19 protein-coding genes are annotated in these 17,318 nt (G+C 68.0%); 9 read left to right on the forward strand and 10 right to left on the reverse strand.

Annotated features, from left to right (window positions below):
* Nucleotides 1-11 precede the first annotated feature (11 nt).
* Together OZ671_RS10705 and OZ671_RS10710 are read left to right on the forward strand one after the other, a co-directional pair.
* Entirely contained in the window at nucleotides 12-593 is a 582-nt protein-coding gene (locus tag OZ671_RS10705; protein WP_268860747.1) for an NAD(P)H-dependent oxidoreductase, read from the forward strand.
* A 123-nt stretch (nucleotides 594-716) separates the two neighbouring features.
* Entirely contained in the window at nucleotides 717-1,223 is a 507-nt protein-coding gene (locus OZ671_RS10710) for a MarR family winged helix-turn-helix transcriptional regulator (protein ID WP_038303287.1), read from the forward strand.
* Between the two features lie 61 nt (nucleotides 1,224-1,284).
* On the opposite strand, the gene OZ671_RS10715 is transcribed toward OZ671_RS10710, so the two are convergent.
* The 5 genes from OZ671_RS10715 to OZ671_RS10735 all read right to left on the reverse strand — a co-directional run bounded on the left by OZ671_RS10715 (nucleotide 1,285) and on the right by OZ671_RS10735 (nucleotide 6,664).
* Nucleotides 1,285-2,169 carry an NAD(P)-dependent oxidoreductase gene (locus tag OZ671_RS10715; RefSeq protein ID WP_268860748.1) on the reverse strand — a complete coding sequence of 295 codons (885 nt, stop codon included), beginning with the start codon at nucleotides 2,167-2,169 and terminating at the stop codon, nucleotides 1,285-1,287.
* A gap of 4 nt (nucleotides 2,170-2,173) precedes the next feature.
* Nucleotides 2,174-3,076: a carbohydrate ABC transporter permease gene (locus OZ671_RS10720; RefSeq protein WP_268860749.1), complete on the reverse strand. Its 903-nt coding sequence runs from the start codon at nucleotides 3,074-3,076 to the stop codon at nucleotides 2,174-2,176.
* Between the two features lie 48 nt (nucleotides 3,077-3,124).
* Entirely contained in the window at nucleotides 3,125-4,084 is a 960-nt protein-coding gene (locus OZ671_RS10725; protein WP_268860750.1) for a carbohydrate ABC transporter permease, read from the reverse strand.
* 83 nt (nucleotides 4,085-4,167) lie between these two features.
* Nucleotides 4,168-5,484 carry an ABC transporter substrate-binding protein gene (locus tag OZ671_RS10730; RefSeq protein WP_038303276.1) on the reverse strand — a complete coding sequence of 439 codons (1,317 nt, stop codon included), beginning with the start codon at nucleotides 5,482-5,484 and terminating at the stop codon, nucleotides 4,168-4,170.
* A gap of 115 nt (nucleotides 5,485-5,599) precedes the next feature.
* Complete coding sequence (locus tag OZ671_RS10735; RefSeq protein WP_268860751.1) at nucleotides 5,600-6,664, reverse strand: ABC transporter ATP-binding protein; 1,065 nt, start codon at nucleotides 6,662-6,664, stop codon at nucleotides 5,600-5,602.
* 232 nt (nucleotides 6,665-6,896) lie between these two features.
* Between OZ671_RS10735 and OZ671_RS10740 the strand changes: the two genes are divergently transcribed.
* Complete coding sequence (locus OZ671_RS10740; protein ID WP_268860752.1) at nucleotides 6,897-7,862, forward strand: 2-hydroxyacid dehydrogenase; 966 nt, start codon at nucleotides 6,897-6,899, stop codon at nucleotides 7,860-7,862.
* Nucleotides 7,863-7,869: 7 nt separating this feature from the next.
* Here OZ671_RS10740 and OZ671_RS10745 read toward each other — a convergent pair whose 3' ends face one another.
* Both OZ671_RS10745 and OZ671_RS10750 read right to left on the reverse strand, forming a co-directional pair.
* Entirely contained in the window at nucleotides 7,870-8,322 is a 453-nt protein-coding gene (locus OZ671_RS10745; RefSeq protein WP_268860753.1) for an NfeD family protein, read from the reverse strand.
* An 11-nt stretch (nucleotides 8,323-8,333) separates the two neighbouring features.
* Complete coding sequence (locus tag OZ671_RS10750; RefSeq protein WP_268860754.1) at nucleotides 8,334-9,314, reverse strand: SPFH domain-containing protein; 981 nt, start codon at nucleotides 9,312-9,314, stop codon at nucleotides 8,334-8,336.
* Nucleotides 9,315-9,562: 248 nt separating this feature from the next.
* On the opposite strand from OZ671_RS10750, the gene hemH reads away from it, so the two are divergent.
* Together hemH and OZ671_RS10760 are read left to right on the forward strand one after the other, a co-directional pair.
* Nucleotides 9,563-10,594 (forward strand): ferrochelatase, encoded by a 1,032-nt coding sequence (hemH, locus tag OZ671_RS10755; protein ID WP_268860755.1) that lies wholly within the window; start codon nucleotides 9,563-9,565, stop codon nucleotides 10,592-10,594.
* Nucleotides 10,595-10,980: 386 nt separating this feature from the next.
* A complete protein-coding gene (locus tag OZ671_RS10760; RefSeq protein WP_268860756.1) occupies nucleotides 10,981-11,370 on the forward strand; it encodes a hypothetical protein in 390 nt (129 codons plus the stop codon).
* A 16-nt stretch (nucleotides 11,371-11,386) separates the two neighbouring features.
* Here the strand turns inward: OZ671_RS10760 and OZ671_RS10765 are convergent, their stop codons facing one another.
* Nucleotides 11,387-12,619 (reverse strand): phenylacetate--CoA ligase family protein, encoded by a 1,233-nt coding sequence (locus OZ671_RS10765; protein WP_268860845.1) that lies wholly within the window; start codon nucleotides 12,617-12,619, stop codon nucleotides 11,387-11,389.
* A gap of 285 nt (nucleotides 12,620-12,904) precedes the next feature.
* Complete coding sequence (locus OZ671_RS10770) at nucleotides 12,905-13,630, reverse strand: RluA family pseudouridine synthase (RefSeq protein ID WP_268860846.1); 726 nt, start codon at nucleotides 13,628-13,630, stop codon at nucleotides 12,905-12,907.
* Nucleotides 13,631-13,777: 147 nt separating this feature from the next.
* Between OZ671_RS10770 and ftsY the strand changes: the two genes are divergently transcribed.
* Nucleotides 13,778-14,884, forward strand: coding sequence for a signal recognition particle-docking protein FtsY (gene ftsY / locus OZ671_RS10775; RefSeq protein WP_268860757.1), 1,107 nt, complete (start codon nucleotides 13,778-13,780; stop codon nucleotides 14,882-14,884).
* Between the two features lie 15 nt (nucleotides 14,885-14,899).
* Here ftsY and OZ671_RS10780 read toward each other — a convergent pair whose 3' ends face one another.
* Nucleotides 14,900-15,166: a hypothetical protein gene (locus tag OZ671_RS10780; RefSeq protein ID WP_268860758.1), complete on the reverse strand. Its 267-nt coding sequence runs from the start codon at nucleotides 15,164-15,166 to the stop codon at nucleotides 14,900-14,902.
* 184 nt (nucleotides 15,167-15,350) lie between these two features.
* Between OZ671_RS10780 and OZ671_RS10785 the strand changes: the two genes are divergently transcribed.
* The 3 genes from OZ671_RS10785 to OZ671_RS10795 all read left to right on the forward strand — a co-directional run bounded on the left by OZ671_RS10785 (nucleotide 15,351) and on the right by OZ671_RS10795 (nucleotide 17,256).
* Nucleotides 15,351-15,602 (forward strand): hypothetical protein, encoded by a 252-nt coding sequence (locus tag OZ671_RS10785; protein WP_268860759.1) that lies wholly within the window; start codon nucleotides 15,351-15,353, stop codon nucleotides 15,600-15,602.
* Nucleotides 15,603-15,631: 29 nt separating this feature from the next.
* Nucleotides 15,632-16,048, forward strand: coding sequence for a metallopeptidase family protein (locus OZ671_RS10790; protein WP_038303235.1), 417 nt, complete (start codon nucleotides 15,632-15,634; stop codon nucleotides 16,046-16,048).
* Between the two features lie 224 nt (nucleotides 16,049-16,272).
* Nucleotides 16,273-17,256: a homoserine O-succinyltransferase gene (locus tag OZ671_RS10795; RefSeq protein WP_268860760.1), complete on the forward strand. Its 984-nt coding sequence runs from the start codon at nucleotides 16,273-16,275 to the stop codon at nucleotides 17,254-17,256.
* The last annotated feature ends 62 nt before the right edge of the window (nucleotides 17,257-17,318 follow it).

Genomic DNA, 17,318 nt, shown 5'->3' on the forward strand with positions numbered 1-17,318 from the left:
CCGAGGTGACGATGCGCATATTGGTGCTCTACTGCCACCCCAATCCGGAGAGCTATGTCGGCGCCCTGCACCGGGCCGTCGTCGAGACGCTCACGGCGGCGGGCCACGAGGTCGACGACTGCGATCTCTACGCGGAAGGTTTCGACCCGGTGCTGAGCCGGAGCGAACGCGCGGGCTATCACGACCTTGCCGGCAACACCCGCCCGGTGGCGGCCCATGTCGCGCGGCTGCGCGCCGCGGAGGCTCTCGTGCTGGTCTTTCCGGTGTGGAATTTCGGCCTGCCGGCCATGCTGAAAGGCTATTTCGACCGGGTCTTCCTGCCCGGCGTCTCGTTCGGCCTCGTCGACGGCAAGGCGCGCGGCATGCTCACCAACATCCGCAAGGTGGCGGTCGTGACGAGCTACGGCGCCACCCGCCTCAAGGCCTTCCTGCTCGGCAATCCGCCGCGCAAGTTCTGCACCCGCTCGCTGCGCGGCATCACGCGCAGCCGCGGCGCGGTGCGCTATCTCGCCCATTACGACATGAACCGGTCGACGCCGGAAAGCCGCGCGGCGTTCCTTGCCCGGGTGCGCGGCGCGATGACCAGCTTGTGAGCCGGCTGGCTTGGTCACGATGTTGTCACGTTGGCAAGGGGAATATGCGCCGGTCGCTTCGGCGACGTCACGAGGCCGCGCGGGGCATGGAGCAGCGCGCCGGTCAGGCTTCAGGGGGATGGCATGACCCGCACGAAGGAGGCCGAGAGGCCGGTCCGAGAGCCTTATCGCAAGACGATCGGGGCCCATGTGCAGCACGCCGCGCGCGTCCACCGCGCGCTGGTGGCGCGCAAGCTGACCGCGCTCGGCCTCTATCCCGGCCAGGAACAGGTGCTGAAGATTCTCGCCGATGCCGGCGACATGACGATGGGTGACCTCGCCGCGACGCTGCGCGTGAGGCCGCCGACAGCGTCCAAGACGGTCGGCCGCCTGCACGTCCAGGCCCTCGTCGAGCGCAAGACCAGCGAGGGCGGCGACGGCCGCCTGGTGCGCGTCGGCCTCACCGAGGCGGGCCGCGCCAAGGCCCAGGCGCTCGACGACCTCTGGTTCGCCGCCGAGGACGAGATGCTTGCCGATCTCGACGGCAAGGACGTGAAGCGGCTCAGGAAATTGCTTCGCCGGATCGAGAAGACCTTGCAGCCGCACGACCATGTCGGCGGCGACGACGAGGACGACGACGGCGACGCGTGAGACCGGGCCGCCAGCGTCAAGGTTCGCGACGCGGCGCCGATGGTCCTTCGAGGCCCGCGCCTCAGCCCCCGTCCTTCGGCGCCAGTGCCCGATAGGCCTCGATGACCAGGGCATCGTCCGCCATGCCGAGCCCGAGGCCGGAGGCGGCGAGGAAGAGCTGGTGCGCGGCGGCGGCCAGGAACAGCGGTGCCCGCGCGGACCGGCCGGCATCGAGCACGATGCCGAGATCCTTGACGAAGATGTCGACCGCCGAGGTGACCGGCGGATCGTCCATCAGCATGCGCGGGCCGCGATTGTTCAGCATCCAGCTGCCGGCGGCGCTCGCGCCGAAGATCTCCAGCAGCATGGCGGTGTCGAGCCCGGCGCGCTCGCCGAGCGCCAGCGCCTCCGCGGCGGCGGCGATATGCACGCCGCAGAGCAACTGGTTGATGGTCTTCACCATGGCGCCGTCGCCGGGCTTCAGGCCGACATGGTAGAGCCGTGAGCCCATCGGCCTGAGGATCGGCTCGGCGGCGGCGAAATCGGCCTTTGGCGCCGCGGCCATGATGGTCAGCGCGCCCGCCTCGGCGCCGACCACGCCGCCGGATACCGGGGCGTCCACGAAGCGGCGCTGCGTCGCCGCCACCTGGTCGGCGATCGCCGCGGCACGGGCCGGCGCACAGGTGGCCGAGAGGATGACGAGGGCATGCGGCGCGAGGGCGTCGAGCGCACCCGCCTCGAACAGGACGGTTTCGGCCTGGTCGGCATTGACCACCATCAGCACCAGCGCGTCCGCACCTTCGGCGGCCTGCGCGGCGCTCGGCGCGGGCGTCCCGCCGGCCCCGCGCAGCCAGTCGAGCGCGGCGGCGTTGACGTCGTAGCCGGCGACGGCATGGCCGGCCTTGACGAGGTTCGCCGCCATGGGCCGGCCCATGGCGCCGAGGCCGATGAAGGCGATGCGCGCCATCGGCCTATTCCTTCACCGCGCCGGTCATGGCCGACACGTAGTGCTCGACGAAGAAGGCATAGAGGATGACGAGCGGCAGCGAGCCGACCAGCGCGCCTGCCATCAGCGAACCCCAGCGGAACACGTCGCCGTCGACGAATTCCGAGACGATCGCGGTCGGCACGGTCTTGTTCCAGTTCGAGGAGATGAAGGTGAGCGCGTAGATGAACTCGTTCCAGCACAGGGTGAAGGCGAAGATGAAGGCCGAGATCAGGCCGGGCACCGCCAGCGGCAGCACGATCTTGGTCAGGATCTGCCAGCGGCTCGCGCCGTCGATCAGCGCGCATTCCTCGAGCTCGAAGGGGATGGTCTTGAAATAGCCCATCAGGAGCCAGGTGCAGAACGGGATCAGGATGGTCGGATAGGTCAGGATCAGCGCGAAGGGCGAGTCGAACAGGCCGTAATAGTGAATGATGGTCGAGAGCGGGATGAACAGGATCGAAGGCGGCACCAGATAGGCGAGGAAGATCAGGCCGCCGACGGTCTGGGCGCCGCGGAAGCGGATGCGCGAAATGGCGTAGGCCGCCAGCACCGAGGACATGATCGACAGCACGGTGGCGCAGATCGCCACGAACATCGTGTTCCACAGCCAGGTCGGATAGTTGGACTCGAACAGGAGCTTGTGGATGTGGCGCAGCGTCGGCTCGGTCACCCACAGGGGATTGCCGTTGTTGAGGTCGAGCAATTGCTGGTCGGGTTTGATCGAGGTGATCACCATCCAGTAGAACGGGAACAGCAGCACGATCATGATCAGGATGAGCGGCACATAGACCGTGATGGTCTTGCGCGGCAGGCTTTCCAGGTAGCTCATGCCCTCATGGGCGTCGGCGACGGCGTCGGGCCTGCGGGCGGTGCTGGTGGCGGTCATGCGGTCCTCGCGCGCGCAAGAGGGGACGGAGGCGGGCTCGGCGGGCGGTCAGTCATTGCTTTCGCCCTGCTGCCATTTGCGCCGCTGCAGGCCGAACCAGGAGATCATGATGGTGGCGAGCAGGAACGGCACCATGGCGGTGGCGATCGCCGCGCCCTCGCCGAGATTGCCGCCGAGAATGCCGCGCTGATAGGACAGCGTCGCCATCAGGTGCGTGGCATTGACCGGCCCGCCGCGGGTCATCGCCCAGATCAGCTGGAAATCGGTGAAGGTGAATAGCACCGAGAAGGTCATCACCACGGCGATGATCGGGGTCAGCAGCGGATAGGTGACATAGCGGAAATTCTGCCACTTGGTCGCGCCGTCGAGGGTCGCCGCCTCGTAGAGCGAGGGCGACACGGTCTGCAGGCCGGCGAGCAGGGTGATGGCGACGAAGGGAATGCCGCGCCAGATATTGGCGAAGATCACCGAGCACTGGGCGAGGAATGGGTCGCCGAGCCAGTTGATGACGCCGCCCTTGGGCAGCAGGCCGACCTTCACCAGGGCCCAGGTGATCACCGAGAACTGGGTGTCGAAGATCCACCAGAAGGCGACTGCGGAGAGCACGGTCGGCACGATGAAGGGGATCAGCACGACCGAGCGGATCAGCGCCTTGAACGGCAGGTTGTTGTTGAGCAGCAGCGCCAGATAGAGGCCGACGGCGAATTTGACCGCGGAGGCGATGACCGTGAACACGATGGTGAAGATGAGCGCGCCGATGAAGTCGCGGTCGTCGAGCAGCCACTCGTAGTTTTCCAGGCCGACAAAGGCGCCGCCGCGGCCGATGCGGATGTCGGTGAAGCTCATCCAGATGCCCTTGCCCAGCGGATAGACCAGGAAGAACACGAGGAAGCCCATGGCCGGCAGCATGAACCAGAAGCCGAGCCAGTTGCGGTTCGTCCTGAGGCGCGCCCACAACGTCACGTCATGGGCTCCCGCAGGGCTTGGGCTCAGGGCGGTGTCGGTCATGGCGGCTCTCCGGCACTCGGCGACGGGGCGGCGCGCCCCGCCGGAACGCAGGCGGCGGCCGCGCGCCGCCGCCCGCAGCGGCATCAGCGGTAGATGCGGCGGAGCTGGCGCTCGGCGATCTGGATGGCGCTCGCCTCCGTCTCCTTGCCCGTGCAGACATTGGCGAACAGGTCGACGATGATGAAATCGGCGGTCGCGGTCGCCGCCTTCTCGTTGAGCGGTCCGCGCGCGCCGGCCACCAGGCTGCGCTTGGCCGCCTCGCGGAACACCCGGGTCTTCGGATCGGTGGTCCAGACCGGGTTGCTGTCATAGGCGTTGAGCATGTGGGTGAGGTAGCCGTTGGCCGCCTCGAGCCAGGGATTGAACTGGTCCGCCTCCAGGATGAAGGCCATGAAGGCCTTGCAGGCGTTCGGATAGCGCGTGTAGTTCATCGCCAGCATCGGGAAGGCGAGCTGGATCTCGGCCGGCTTGCCGACCGGGCCGACCGGCCAGAAGGCATGGTCGGTATCGGCGGCGATCTCGCGCTGCTTGGCGTCGGGCGAGATCTTGGCCGCCGCGTAGATCGAGATGCCGTTGGCGGTCAGGGCGATTTCGCCGGCCAGATAGGCGCGGTTGTTGCTGGCATCGTTCCAGGCCGCGGTGCCGGGGATGAAGGTCTCGTAGAGCTGCTTGGCATAGCGCAGCGCCGCCATCGTCTCCGGCGAGTTGATGGTGATCTTCTCCTTGTCGTCGACCTGGTAGGCGCCGTGCGACCAGAGCAGCCAGTGGGCGAAGGCATTGCCGTCGCCGGTGGCGCGGCCGAGCGGGAAGCCGGCCGGCGTGCCCTTGGCCTTCAGCGCCTTGCACAGCTCCAGGAAGCCGGCATTGTCGCCGGGCACCTCGTTGAAGCCGGCGGCCTTGACCGCGGAGATGCGGTAGTTGATGTAGCCGCCGTTGACCGCGACGGGGATCGAGATCCACTTGCCGTTGAGCTTGCCATAGGCCTCGGCGAGCGGCACCCAGCCGCCATATTTCTTGCCGAGATAGTCGGCGACGTCGCTGACGTCGACGCAGCGCTGCGGGAACAGGTGCGGCAGCGAATAGAGGCCCCAGAACAGGTCGGGGCCGGCCCCGGTATTGGCGGCGACGGACGCTTTCGGCTGGACGTCGTCGAAGCTCTCGCTGGCGACCTGCACCTTGACGCCGGTGGCCTGCGTGAAGGCGGCGACCATCTTGTTGAACTGGGCGTCCTCGGCCTCGACGAAGCGGCGCCAGCGCAGCAGGCTGATCTGGGCGTTCGGCTCGGGCTTGAAGGGCGAGGCCTGCGCCCAGGCCCTGGCCCATTCGGTGGCGCCCGATGCGGTGAGCATGCCGGCGGCGGCGGTCCCCTTGACGAGGGTACGGCGGTCGATACGGGTCATGTCGGTCTGTCCTCCCTTGGATGATTGCGGCGACCCGTCTTGCGCAGGTCTTTGCCAAAGCGTGGAAGCGAAGGGTTGGGTTCCCCCTTGAAGCGATGCGGCCCCGGCGGGCCGGTCAGTGCTGGCCGAGATTGTTGCCGGTCTCGGCGTCGAAGAGATGGGTCACGCGCGGATCGGTGCTGACCTTGACGATGTCGCCCGGCCGGAAGTCGTGGCGCTCGCGGAACACCATGATGACGTCCTGGCCGTTCAGCCTGGCCATCACCTGAATTTCCGAGCCGGTCGGCTCGACCACCGTCACTTCGGCATCGGCGCCGGCATCGTTGTCGAGGACGAAATGTTCCGGACGGATGCCGTAGACCGCCGGCCTGCCGTCCTGGCCCGCCGGCGGCCGGCCGAGCGGCAGGCGCTCGCCGCCGTCGAGGACGAAGTCCTTGCCGTCGATCCGCCCACGCAGGAAGTTCATGGCCGGCGAGCCGATGAAGCCGGCGACGAACATGTTGCGCGGATTGTCGTAGAGCTCGAGCGGCGCGCCCATCTGCTCGACGACGCCGTCATGCATGACCACGATCTTGTCGCCCATGGTCATGGCTTCGATCTGGTCGTGGGTGACGTAGACGGTGGTGGTCTTCAGCCGCTGGTGCAGTTCCTTGATCTCGGTGCGCATGGCCACCCTGAGCTTGGCATCCAGATTGGACAGTGGCTCGTCGAACAGGAAGACCTGCGGATCGCGGACGATCGCCCGGCCCATGGCGACGCGCTGGCGCTGGCCGCCGGAGAGCTGGCGCGGATAGCGCTCGAGCAGCGCGCCGAGATTGAGGATCTCGGCGGCCCGTTTCACCTTCACGTCGATCTCGGACTGGACGGTTTTCCGAAGCTTCAGCGAGAAGCCCATGTTGTCGGCCACCGTCATGTGCGGATAGAGCGCGTAGTTCTGGAACACCATGGCGATGTCGCGTTCCTTGGGAGGAACGTTGTTGACCACGCGTCCGCCGATCGCGATCTCGCCGCCGGTGATGTTTTCGAGGCCCGCGATCATGCGCAGCAAGGTCGATTTGCCGCAGCCGGACGGCCCCACCAGCACGACGAATTCGCCATCTGCGATCGGCACCGAGACGCCATGCAGAATCTGCGTCGAGCCGAACGCCTTCCGCACGTCGCGGATGTCGACGGATGCCATCTATGCTTCCTCCCAGGATGGACTGGTGCCCCCGCGTCTCGGCCCCTTGACCTGGGCTCTGTGATCCGGTCCGGTGTGGCCGGACTGAAGGGGTCGTGCGTTGGCCGGAGTGTGGCACGCTGGAATTTCCGAAATCAAGTGTGATCACAGTCGCGCTTCCGGCCCTTCGAAAGTTCGCGGATGATATCGAGCGCGGCCTCGCGGAGGGGCTCGCCGCCAAGGGAGCCAGATCATGACGAAGCCCGATCTCCTGATGACCGGACCGATGATGCCGCTGGTTCAGGAGGGCCTCGCCCAGCGCTTCACGGTGCACAAGCTGTGGGAGGCCGCCGACAAGGAGGCCATGCTGCGCGCGGTGGCGCCGTCGATCGTGGCGATCGCCACCGGCAACCATTCGCCGACCGACGCGGCCCTGATGGGCCGGCTGCCCAACCTCAAGATCGTCGGCAGTTTCGGCGTCGGCTATGACGCGGTCGACGCGGTCTGGGCCGGCGAACACGGCATCGTCGTGACCAACACGCCCGACGTTCTGAACGAGGAGGTCGCCGATACCGCGCTCGGCCTGCTCCTGTGCACGGTGCGCGAGCTGCCGCAGACCGATCGCTATCTGCGCGCCGGCCGCTGGCTCGACAAGCCCTATCCGCTGACCGGCACGCTGCGCGACCGCAAGGTCGGCATTCTCGGCCTCGGCCGGATCGGCAAGGCCATCGCCCGCCGGCTCGACGCCTTCGGCGTGCCCGTCGTCTATCACGGCCGCTCGGAGCAGAAGGATGTCGGCTACCGCTACTATCCGACGCTTGTCGGCATGGCCAAGGACGTCAACGTGCTGCTGATCGTCGCGCCCGGCGGCGAGGCGACCAACAAGATCGTCAATGCCGAGGTGCTGGAGGCGCTGGGGCCGGACGGCGTGCTGATCAATGTCGGCCGCGGCTCCGTCGTCGACGAACAGGCGCTGATCGCCGCGCTCAAGGCGAAGACCATCAGGTCGGCCGGGCTCGATGTGTTCGAGGACGAGCCGCGGGTCCCGGCCGAGCTGATCGCCATGGACCATATCGTGCTGTTCCCGCATGTCGGCTCGGCCTCGGTCCATACCCGCCGGGCCATGGCGCAGCTCGTCGTCGACAATCTCGTCTCGTTCGCCGACGGCAAGGGACCGCTGACGCCGGTCGCGGAGACCCCCTGGCCGCCGCGCAGCTGAGAAGGCCTCAGACCGGCTCGACCACCAGCGTGGTGCCCTCGATGCCGCTGACGCGCACGCGGGTGCCGGACGGACAGTCCGGGCCCGTCGCGGCCCAGACGCTGTCGCCGACGCGCAGGCGGCCACGGCCGGACTGGATCGGTTCGTCGATGACGAATTCGCGGCCGACCAGGCTTTCGAGGCGCCGGTTGAGCAGCGGCTGGTCGCTCTCCTCGGCCTTGCGGTTCCAGGCGAAGCGGAACCAGCCGATGACGCTGGCGAGCGCCAGCACGGCGAAGACGCCGGTCTGCCACTGCCAGCCGGCGCCGGGCAGGATGAGGAAGATCAGGCCGGTCGCCGCCGCGGCGGCGCCGAGCCAGACCAGGAAATAGCCGGGTGCGACGATCTCGGCCACCAGCAGCACCGCGGCGAGCGCGATCCAACCCCAGGCGCCGAGCGCGGCAAAGCTGTCGATGATCATGGCTGCTGTCCTCAGCCTCCCGCGGGCGGCACGCTGCCGCGCTGCGGCTGCCGGCCGGCCGGCGCCGCATCCGGGCCGAAGGCTGATTTGGCGATCTCGGCAATGCCGGCGAGCGAGCCGAGCACCTGGGTGGTCTCGGTCGGCAGGATCAGCACCTTCTGGTTGGGCGACTGGGCCAGCGCGCCGAGCGCCTTGAGGTATTTCTCGGCGACGAAATAGTTCACCGACAGGGCGTTGCCCTTGGCGATCGCCGCCGACAGGACATCGGTCGCCTTGGCTTCGGCCTCAGCCTGCCGCTCGCGCGCCTCGGCGTCGCGGAAGGCGGCTTCGCGCCGGCCCTCGGCCTCCAGGATCTGCGCCTGCTTGTCGCCCTCGGCCCTGAGGATCTCGGCCTGGCGGTGTCCCTCGGCCTCCAGCACCATGGCGCGCTTCTCGCGCTCGGCCTTCATCTGGCGGGCCATGGCCGCGACGAGATCGGTCGGCGGCACGATGTCCTTGATCTCGATGCGGTTGACCTTGACGCCCCAGGGGGAGGCGGCATGGTCGACGACGCGCAGCAGCCGCTCGTTGATCTCGTCGCGATGGGACAGGAGCGAATCGAGATCCATCGAGCCCATCACCGTGCGGATGTTGGTCATGGCGAGGTTGAGCAGCGCCTGGTTGAGATTGGTGATTTCGTAGCTGGTCTTGGCCGCGTCCAGCGACTGGAAGAAGGCGATGCCATCGACCGTCACCTTGGCATTGTCCTTGGTGATCACCTCCTGGCTCGGCACGTCCAGGACCTGCTCCATGACGTTCACCTTGTGGCCGATCCGGTCGACGAAGGGGATGATCAGCGACAGGCCGGGCCGCAGCGTGCGGACATAGCGGCCGAAGCGCTCGACCGTCCATTGATAGCCTTGCGGCACGGTCTTCACGCCGAAGAAGATGATGAGGACGGCAAGGGCGACAAGCGCGACGAGGGCGATGTCGCTGCCGGAGAAGGGAACCATGACAGGCCTCCGATGGAACGCGTATGGGACGGTGGCCGGTGTGCGCACCTGCGCCGTCCCGCCGCAAGGCTAGCATGGCCGGCGGCCGGTTTCGCTGCGATGGCGCGCCGCGGCGGCGCGCGTTTCGCGCCCGGTGCCCGGCCGCCGGGCCGAGCAGCGGCCTTGCAGCTTTCAACCTTTCCAAATCCGGCGTATCACGCGGCTCGTTTCGAAATCCGAGCCGTCGTCCCCGAACTCGCGAGCCGCCGATGCCCGAACTGCCGCGTCCCCCCGATCCCAAGCCGGCCAAGGAGGGCAAGATCGGGGTTCTGATCATGAATCTCGGTACGCCCGACGGCACCGACTACTGGTCGGTGCGGCGCTATCTGAAGGAATTCCTGTCGGACCGGCGGGTGATCGAGACGCCGCGGGCGATCTGGTGGCCGCTGCTCAACCTGATCATCCTGCAGACCCGGCCGCAGAAGAAGGGGCGGGACTATGCAACGATCTGGAACAAGGAGCTGAACGAGAGCTTCCTGAAGACGATCACGCGCAATCAGGCCGAAAAGCTCGGTGCGGCGCTTGCCGGCCGCAGCGACAGGATCATCGTCGACTGGGCCATGCGCTACGGCAACCCGGCGATCAAGCCGGCGGTCGAGCGGCTGCTGGCCGCCGGCTGCGACCGGATCCTCGCCGTCTCGCTCTATCCGCAATATGCGGCGGCGACGGTCGCCACCGCCAACGACCAGCTGTTCCGCGCGCTCATGGAGATGCGCTGGCAGCCGACGGTGCGCATCGCGCCGCCCTATCACGACATGCCGGTCTATATCGACGCGCTCGCCCGTTCGGTGCGCAATCATCTTGCGAGCCTCGACTACGAGCCGGAGGTGATCCTCGCCTCGTTCCACGGCGTGCCGCAGGCCTATGTCGATGCCGGCGATCCCTATTACCGCCATTGCCACGAAACCTGGACACGGCTCGGTGCCGCCCTCGGCATGGGACCCGACAAGCTGGCCATGACCTTCCAGTCGCGCTTCGGGCCGGACGAGTGGATCAAGCCCTATACGGATGCGACGGTCGAGTCGCTGGCCAAGCAGGGCGTCAAGTCGATGGCGATCATCGCCCCCGGCTTTTCCGCAGACTGCCTGGAGACGCTCGAGGAGCTCGACGGCGAGAACCGCCACATCTTCGAAGAGAATGGCGGCGAGAAGTTCAGCTACATTCCCTGCCTGAACGACAGCGACCTGGGCATGAAGGTGATCGAGGATCTGGTCGCGCGCGAGCTGATGGGCTGGCTGTGAACGGCCGGTGCCGGGGGCTGCGCCTCATCGATCAGCGCGCACCCGCGCGGCTCGCGAGGCCAGACACGCGAGACCGAACAGGCGTCGATCGCCTTGCATGCCGAGCAGAACATGGGCCGGATTGCCCCCGGTCCGTGACAAGGGATCAGGCCGTTCAGAGCGGCCTTCCCGGCGCCCGACATCTTGATTGAGCTTGCGGCTCGGCATCGTTGTGATCGGTACCGTCCTCGTTCCGCAATGGAGGCACATTGCCGCATCGGGGAAGGGCGCAACGTCTCGGCCCATGCGGCGCGCGGCCGCGACCGGTGGTCGCTCCGGTCTCATTGACCGCAAGCCCTCGCATTGCTAACCGGCGCATGGGCGCTGATGCAGTGTGGGGCTGAAAAATGCGGATCGTTCTGGTCGATATTCCACGTGTTCTTCTCGGGTTGTTGTTCCTGGTCAGCGGGATCGACGGCCTGCTTCTGGTCTTCACCGGGACGAACTACATCAACCCGCCGACCTCGCCGGCGGGCGAGGCCTTCGAGCATGCGCTCAAGACGTCGGGCTTCTTCTGGCCGTTGATGAAGACGATCGATCTCGTAGGCGCGGCGCTGCTGCTGACCAACCGCGCTCCGGCCTTCGGTCTCGCCCTGCTGCTGCCGATCATCACGGTGATCATCGGCTTCCATCTCGTGCTCAATCCCGGCGGCATGCCGGTTGCCGCGATCCTCGCCCTGCTGAGCGCGATGCTGATCGTCGCCTATCGCGACCGCTACGCCGCCCTGCTGCGCTGAGGCGGGCGCGCGTCGGTCACCCGACCGGCCTGACGTCCTCGATCACCTTGCCGTCATTGGGCAGGCTGCCCGGGGCGACCGCGGTGACCTGGCCGCGCAGCTTGGTCACCGCCTGAACGGTGGCGCCGACCTCGGCCAGGAACTCGGCCGACTTGGCGCGGGTCTCGACATGCAGCGTCATCGTGTCGGTCTCGCCGCTGCGGGCGACCACGAGGCGCGCGCGGCTGATCTCGGAATGACGGCGCACCACCTCGGCCACCTGCTCGGGACGGACGAACATGCCCTTCACCTTGGCGGTCTGGTCGGCGCGGCCGAGCCAGCCGCGGATGCGGGTATTGGTGCGGCCGCAGGCGGAGGCGCCAGGCATGACGGCAGTGAGGTCGCCGACCGCCAGGCGGATGAGCGGATGGTGCACGTCGAGCACGGTCACGACGATCTCGCCGACCTCGCCGTCGCGCACGGGATCGCCGGTGCCGGGCCGCACGACTTCCAGGATGATGTCCTCGTTCAGCACCAGGCCGTCGCGCGCCTCGGTCTCGTAGGCGATGGGCCCGCATTCGGCGACGGCATAGGCCTGGAAGGCGCTGATGCCGTGGCCGGCGATTTCCGCCTGCAGCGATTGCGGAAAGGCGGCACCCGAGACGAGCGCCTTGGTGATCGAGGAGACGTCGCGCCCCTTGGCCTTGGCGGTGTCGATCAGGATCTTCAGGAAATCGGGAACGCCGGTATAGGCGACCGGTCGGTAGGCCTCGATCAGGTCGAGCTGCTGCTCGGTATTGCCGGGGCCGGCGGGAATGACGGCGCAGCCGGCGGCGCGCGCGCCGGAATCGAAGGCCCAGCCGCCGGGCGTCAGGTGATAGGAGAAGGTGTTGAGCACGATGTCGCCGCGCCTGAAGCCGGCGGCCGCCAGGACGCGGCCCATGCGCCAGACGTCGTGGCCGACCGGCTCGGGCTCGAAGATCGGGCCGGGCGACACGAACAGCCGGCCGAAGGTGCCGGCCTTGCCCGGCATGAAGCCGCCGAACGGGGGATGCGCCTTCTGCAGGGCCGGCAGCTCGGACTTGCGCTGGACGGGCAGCTCGGCGAGCGCGGCGCGCGAGGTGATGGCGCGCGGATCGATCTTGCCGAGGTGGCGCTTCCAGCCGGGCGCCTTCAGGGCGGTGGCGATCACTGCGGGAAGGCGTTTGAACAGGTCCTTTTCGCGCACGCTCGGGTCGCGGGTTTCCCGCTTGTCGTAGTGGCCAGCCATGGTCATTTCTCCCTCTCGGCCAAGCCTAACCCGGAGCGAACGCAAAAAGCGAACCCTCCGAAGGTCGGGCATCGGCAAGTCTTCGACGGTCGCCGGCGGCGCCCGCACGGTCGATGGTTGAGGTGCTCCGTCCTCGCCGGCGGTCCACACCACGCAGCGGCCGAAGGAAGAGACGAGGATCCCTCTATGACAGGCGGGCGGGGCCGAGGCCAGTGCCGCCGGCGCTCCCGATGGTTCGCCATGCGCTGGAAGCAGGCGCCGGCCTCGCCGGCCCGGCAGGTCTGGTCAGGCCTCCGTCCAGCCGCAGGCGGCGAGCGCGCCCTGCATATGGCCGGGCGCCGGCGCCGTGGCCGTCACGGCGGGCTTCCTGGCGTCGAAGGGAATGGCGATGGCGCGGGCCATCAGGTGAAGGCCGGGTCCGCCGCGGCGCGGCGCATGGCCATAGATGGGATCGCCGAGGATCGGAAAGCCCGACGCCTGGCAGTGCAGGCGCAGCTGATGCGTGCGGCCGGTAACGGGTTCGAGCGCCAGCCAGGTCAGCCCGCCGCCGCGGCCGAGCACCTGAAAGCGGGTGACGGCAGGCTGACCCTTCGGGTCGATCTTCATCCACCAGCCGCGCTTCGGATCGCGCGGGGCCATGGCGAGATCGATCGTGCCGGTTTCCGCCTGCGGGCCGCCCTCGACGACCGCCCAATAGGTCTTGTCGATCTGGTTGGCCTTGAACAGGTCGGTGAGCCGGGCCAGCGCCTTGCGGTGGCGGCCGAGCACCAGGCAGCCGGACGTCTCCTTGTCGAGCCGGTGCGCCAGTTCGGGATCGCGCGGCAGGCCGAAACGCAGGCTGCCGAGATGGTCGGCCAGATTGGCGCCGCCGCCGGGCCCCTTGTGCACCGGCAAGCCTGCCGGCTTGTCGATGATCAGCATCATGGCGTCGCGGTGGAGGACGCGCGGGAGCAGACCCAAGGGGTCGTCGACGGCGGGATGTCCGGGGCTTTGCGGGTTCGGCGCTTGCATCGGCATCACCGATCGCCCTAAGGGGTAGCCGAAGTCAACACGCTTCCGCCGGCGGCGCGCCCTTGGCGCCGCACGGGGCTGCCGAAATCAACCTGATCCCGTCAACGGCGCACGGCCCGCGCCGCCGGACAACAGAGATCGCCTGCCATGGTGGATGAGTCGAAGTCCGACGAGCCGAAGAAGAGCGGCTTCTTCAAGCGGCTGTTCGGACGCGAGGAGAATGCCGCGCCGCAGCCGGAGATGCCGCCGAGCGAGCCGGCCGTGCCGGTCGCGCCGGTGGCCAGCGCACCCCCCGCCGAGGCGCCCGCCGTGCCGGCATCCCTCGCCGAGCCGAAAAAGAAGTGGTGGCAGCGCCTGCGCGACGGCCTGTCGCGGACCTCCTCCAAGCTCGGCCGCGGCATCACCGACGTCTTCACCAAGCGCAAGCTCGACGGGGCGACGCTGGAGGAGCTCGAGGACCTGCTGATCCAGGCCGATCTCGGCGTCGACACGGCAGCGAAGATCACCGAGACGCTGGGCAAGGGCCGCTACGGCAAGGACATCGCTCCCGAGGAGGTGCGCAGCGTGCTCTCCGCCGAGATCGAGAAGGTGCTGGAGCCGGTCGCCCACCCCCTGGCCATCGGGGCCGGCAAGGCGCCATTCGTGATCATGGTGGTGGGCGTCAACGGATCGGGCAAGACCACCACGATCGGCAAGCTCGCCGCGAAATTCCGGGCCGAGGGCAGGTCGGTCATGCTGGCGGCCGGCGACACGTTCCGCGCGGCCGCCATCGAGCAGCTGAAGGTCTGGGGCGAGCGGACCGGCACGCCGGTCATCGCGCGCGAGCAGGGCTCGGACGCCGCCGGCCTCGCCTTCGACGCGATGAAGGCCGCGCAGCAGGCCCGCACCGACATCCTCATCCTCGATACGGCGGGCCGGCTGCAGAACAAGACCGAGCTGATGGCCGAGCTGGAAAAGGTGCTGCGGGTGATCCGCAAGATCGACCCTGATGCACCGCACTCGGTGCTGCTGGTGCTCGATGCCACGACCGGCCAGAACGCCATCACCCAGGTGGAGGCCTTCGGTCGCACGGCCGGCGTCACCGGCCTCGTCATGACCAAGCTGGACGGCACCGCGCGCGGCGGCATCCTGGTGGCGGTGGCGGCCCGCTTCGGCCTGCCGGTCCATTTCATCGGGGTGGGCGAGGGCATCGACGACCTCGAACCCTTCGCTGCCCGGGATTTCGCCCGCGCCATCGTCGGCATGGACGATTGAGGCGGAGGCGCCGGGTCAGCGGCAGCGCCGCAGCGGCCGCACGGCGTGATGGCTCGGGATGCGGCAGGCGCCCGATGTCCTCAGCCGGTGGCGCGGGGCGGGCAGGACCTCGTCGGCGCGCGGCGGCTGGTAATAATAGACGCGCGGACTGACGATCGGCCGGTAGATGACGGGATCGTCGGAGGAGCGCCCGAAAAAGCCGGCCGCGGCGGGCCCGGGCAAGGCCAGGGTGGCGGCGACGAGGGCAGCGGCGGTGAGCGGCGCGGCGGGCCTGACGATCATCCGTGGTCTCCGGTTTGGAGGCAGAGCCTACCGCGAAGATCATACCAATCCCTTGCCGGCCGCGGCCGAGCGCCGCAGCCCCCGCCAGCGGCCGGCCGCCCCGCACTTTTCTCCTTGCCGGTGAAAGGCTTGGCCGGCAGCCGGCCATGGCGGACCGGCCCGATCCGGGCTAGGATCGGCGCTCATGGCACAGGACGATCATCGCAGCCGGCAGGACCGCGAGCGGCAGGAGGAGGCGCGGCGCGCGCTCGAGCGGGTCGAGCGCGAGTCGGAAACCGTGCTTGGCTCGCTGCTGCAGCGCAGCGCCGACTTCTTCTCGGCCAAGGACGAGAGCACCGACCCGGCCGAGATCTGGGGCAAGCGGGTCGGCCGGGCCCTGGCCGTCATCGGTGCGGTCGGCTGCCTGATCTATCTCTACATCACCTATATCCAATAGGTCCGATCCCTCGCGATACATGCAAGGCCATGACCCTTTCCCATGATCAACTGGCGGCGCTGAAGGCGCCGGATCTCGAGACCTTCGAAGCCCTGGCGAACGATGCCTATGGCCGGCTGCCGGAGGATTTCCGCAAGCTCTGCGCCGGGCTCGTCATCCAGGTCGACGACTTTCCGACCGAGGAGGTGCTGAAGGATCTCGGGGCGGAGACCGATTTCGACCTGCTCGGCCTGTTCCAGGGCATCGGCCTGCCGTTCCGCTCCGAGCAGCTCACCGCCGCCATGCCCAACATGATCTGGCTCTATCGCCGTCCGATCCTCGACTACTGGGCCGAGCACGACGACACGCTGGGCGCGATCATCGCCCACGTGCTGGTGCACGAGATCGGTCATCATTTCGGCCTGTCGGATGCCGATATGGAAGCGATCGAGCGTCGCGCCGGCTAGATCGGCCGGCTGCCGCGGAACGAGGCTGCCGGCGGCCCGGCCGCCGCGCCGTGCCCCGGGACCGACATTCGCTTGCCTTCGCCGGCGGACGGGTGCAAATGCCGGGGCCAGAGGGACACGAGCAACCGATCGATAAACGTGTCGTTTTGCTTCCCTCGTTCGCGCCCGCCCCCATATCGGGCCTGAGCGAGGGCCAAGGAGCCCGACACGCGCCGAGGATTGTCATGCCGGTCATCGTCAACAGTGAAGCGATCCATCCTTTCCTGCCCTCGCTCGGCACGTCGCTGGCGATCGAGCGCGCGAAGGCCGAGAAGCAGGACATCCGGCCGCTGGAGATCGCCATCATCAACCTGATGGCCGACAAGCAGACGACCGAGCGGCAGCTGGCGCTCTGGCTCGGCAACACCATGCTGCAGGTGAAGATCACCTTCGCCACCACCGACGGCTATGTGCGCGACGTCCATGCCGGGCGCGAGACCAAGAACACGCCGGCCGAGCATATCCGCAAGTTCTATTCCGGCTGGAGTGAGATCAAGGACCGCAAGTTCGACGGCCTGATCGTCACCGGCGTCAATGCGCTCAAGGAGCGCGTCAGCGACGAGACGATCTGGCCGGAGGTGCAGGACATCCTGGAATGGTCGCAGACCCATGTCCTGTCCTCGCTGTTCCTGTGCTGGGCGGCGAAGGCGGCTCTGAAACATTTCCACGATGTCGAGAGCTACAAGGGCCGGCAGAAGCTGTTCGGCCTGTTCGAGCACCGCATCGTCTCGGACCGGACCGGCATCCTGTTCGGTTTTCCCGACACGTTTCCGGTTCCCGTGTCGCGCTGGAAAAGCCCGCGGCGGGAGGACATCCTCAAGCACGATGCGATCGAGATCGTCGCGGATTCGGACGAGGCAGGGCCCAATATCCTCGCCGAGAGCATGGCCGGCAGCCCGACGGCACCGTCCTGCCCGCACCGGCTCTACATCCTGAACCATCCCGAATACGACACCGAGACGCTCGGCGTCGAATATGGCCGCGACGTCGCGCGGGACCCGTCATGGCCGCTGCCGCGGCACTATTTCCCCGGCAACGACCCGGCACAGGCGCCGCGCAACACCTGGCGGCACACGGCCCACATCTATACCAACTGGATCAAGGCGCTCTACGAGGTCACGCCCTACGACATCGACGCCATTCCGCGGCCCGCCTGGGACGGGAAATAGTTGGCAAGCAGCGAGTAGGGATGAAGCGACGGGTGAGGGGATACTCTTACTCGCCATTCGCT

Source organism: Phreatobacter sp. AB_2022a, assembly GCF_026847585.1.
Lineage (GTDB): Bacteria > Pseudomonadota > Alphaproteobacteria > Rhizobiales > Phreatobacteraceae > Phreatobacter.

Coding starts and splice junctions, on each gene's coding strand:
- OZ671_RS10705 (WP_268860747.1), top strand. CDS start 12: ATGCGCATATTGGTGCTCTACTGCCACCCCAATCCGGAGAGCTATGTC.
- OZ671_RS10760 (WP_268860756.1), top strand. CDS start 10,981: ATGCGGATCGTTCTGGTCGATATTCCACGTGTTCTTCTCGGGTTGTTG.
- OZ671_RS10750 (WP_268860754.1), bottom strand. CDS start 9,314: ATGGTTCCCTTCTCCGGCAGCGACATCGCCCTCGTCGCGCTTGTCGCC.
- OZ671_RS10720 (WP_268860749.1), bottom strand. CDS start 3,076: ATGACCGCCACCAGCACCGCCCGCAGGCCCGACGCCGTCGCCGACGCC.
- OZ671_RS10790 (WP_038303235.1), top strand. CDS start 15,632: ATGACCCTTTCCCATGATCAACTGGCGGCGCTGAAGGCGCCGGATCTC.
- hemH (WP_268860755.1), top strand. CDS start 9,563: ATGCCCGAACTGCCGCGTCCCCCCGATCCCAAGCCGGCCAAGGAGGGC.
- OZ671_RS10770 (WP_268860846.1), bottom strand. CDS start 13,630: ATGCAAGCGCCGAACCCGCAAAGCCCCGGACATCCCGCCGTCGACGAC.
- OZ671_RS10780 (WP_268860758.1), bottom strand. CDS start 15,166: ATGATCGTCAGGCCCGCCGCGCCGCTCACCGCCGCTGCCCTCGTCGCC.
- OZ671_RS10785 (WP_268860759.1), top strand. CDS start 15,351: ATGGCACAGGACGATCATCGCAGCCGGCAGGACCGCGAGCGGCAGGAG.
- OZ671_RS10735 (WP_268860751.1), bottom strand. CDS start 6,664: ATGGCATCCGTCGACATCCGCGACGTGCGGAAGGCGTTCGGCTCGACG.
- ftsY (WP_268860757.1), top strand. CDS start 13,778: ATGGTGGATGAGTCGAAGTCCGACGAGCCGAAGAAGAGCGGCTTCTTC.
- OZ671_RS10795 (WP_268860760.1), top strand. CDS start 16,273: ATGCCGGTCATCGTCAACAGTGAAGCGATCCATCCTTTCCTGCCCTCG.
- OZ671_RS10710 (WP_038303287.1), top strand. CDS start 717: ATGACCCGCACGAAGGAGGCCGAGAGGCCGGTCCGAGAGCCTTATCGC.
- OZ671_RS10730 (WP_038303276.1), bottom strand. CDS start 5,484: ATGACCCGTATCGACCGCCGTACCCTCGTCAAGGGGACCGCCGCCGCC.
- OZ671_RS10745 (WP_268860753.1), bottom strand. CDS start 8,322: ATGATCATCGACAGCTTTGCCGCGCTCGGCGCCTGGGGTTGGATCGCG.
- OZ671_RS10725 (WP_268860750.1), bottom strand. CDS start 4,084: ATGACCGACACCGCCCTGAGCCCAAGCCCTGCGGGAGCCCATGACGTG.
- OZ671_RS10715 (WP_268860748.1), bottom strand. CDS start 2,169: ATGGCGCGCATCGCCTTCATCGGCCTCGGCGCCATGGGCCGGCCCATG.
- OZ671_RS10765 (WP_268860845.1), bottom strand. CDS start 12,619: ATGGCTGGCCACTACGACAAGCGGGAAACCCGCGACCCGAGCGTGCGC.
- OZ671_RS10740 (WP_268860752.1), top strand. CDS start 6,897: ATGACGAAGCCCGATCTCCTGATGACCGGACCGATGATGCCGCTGGTT.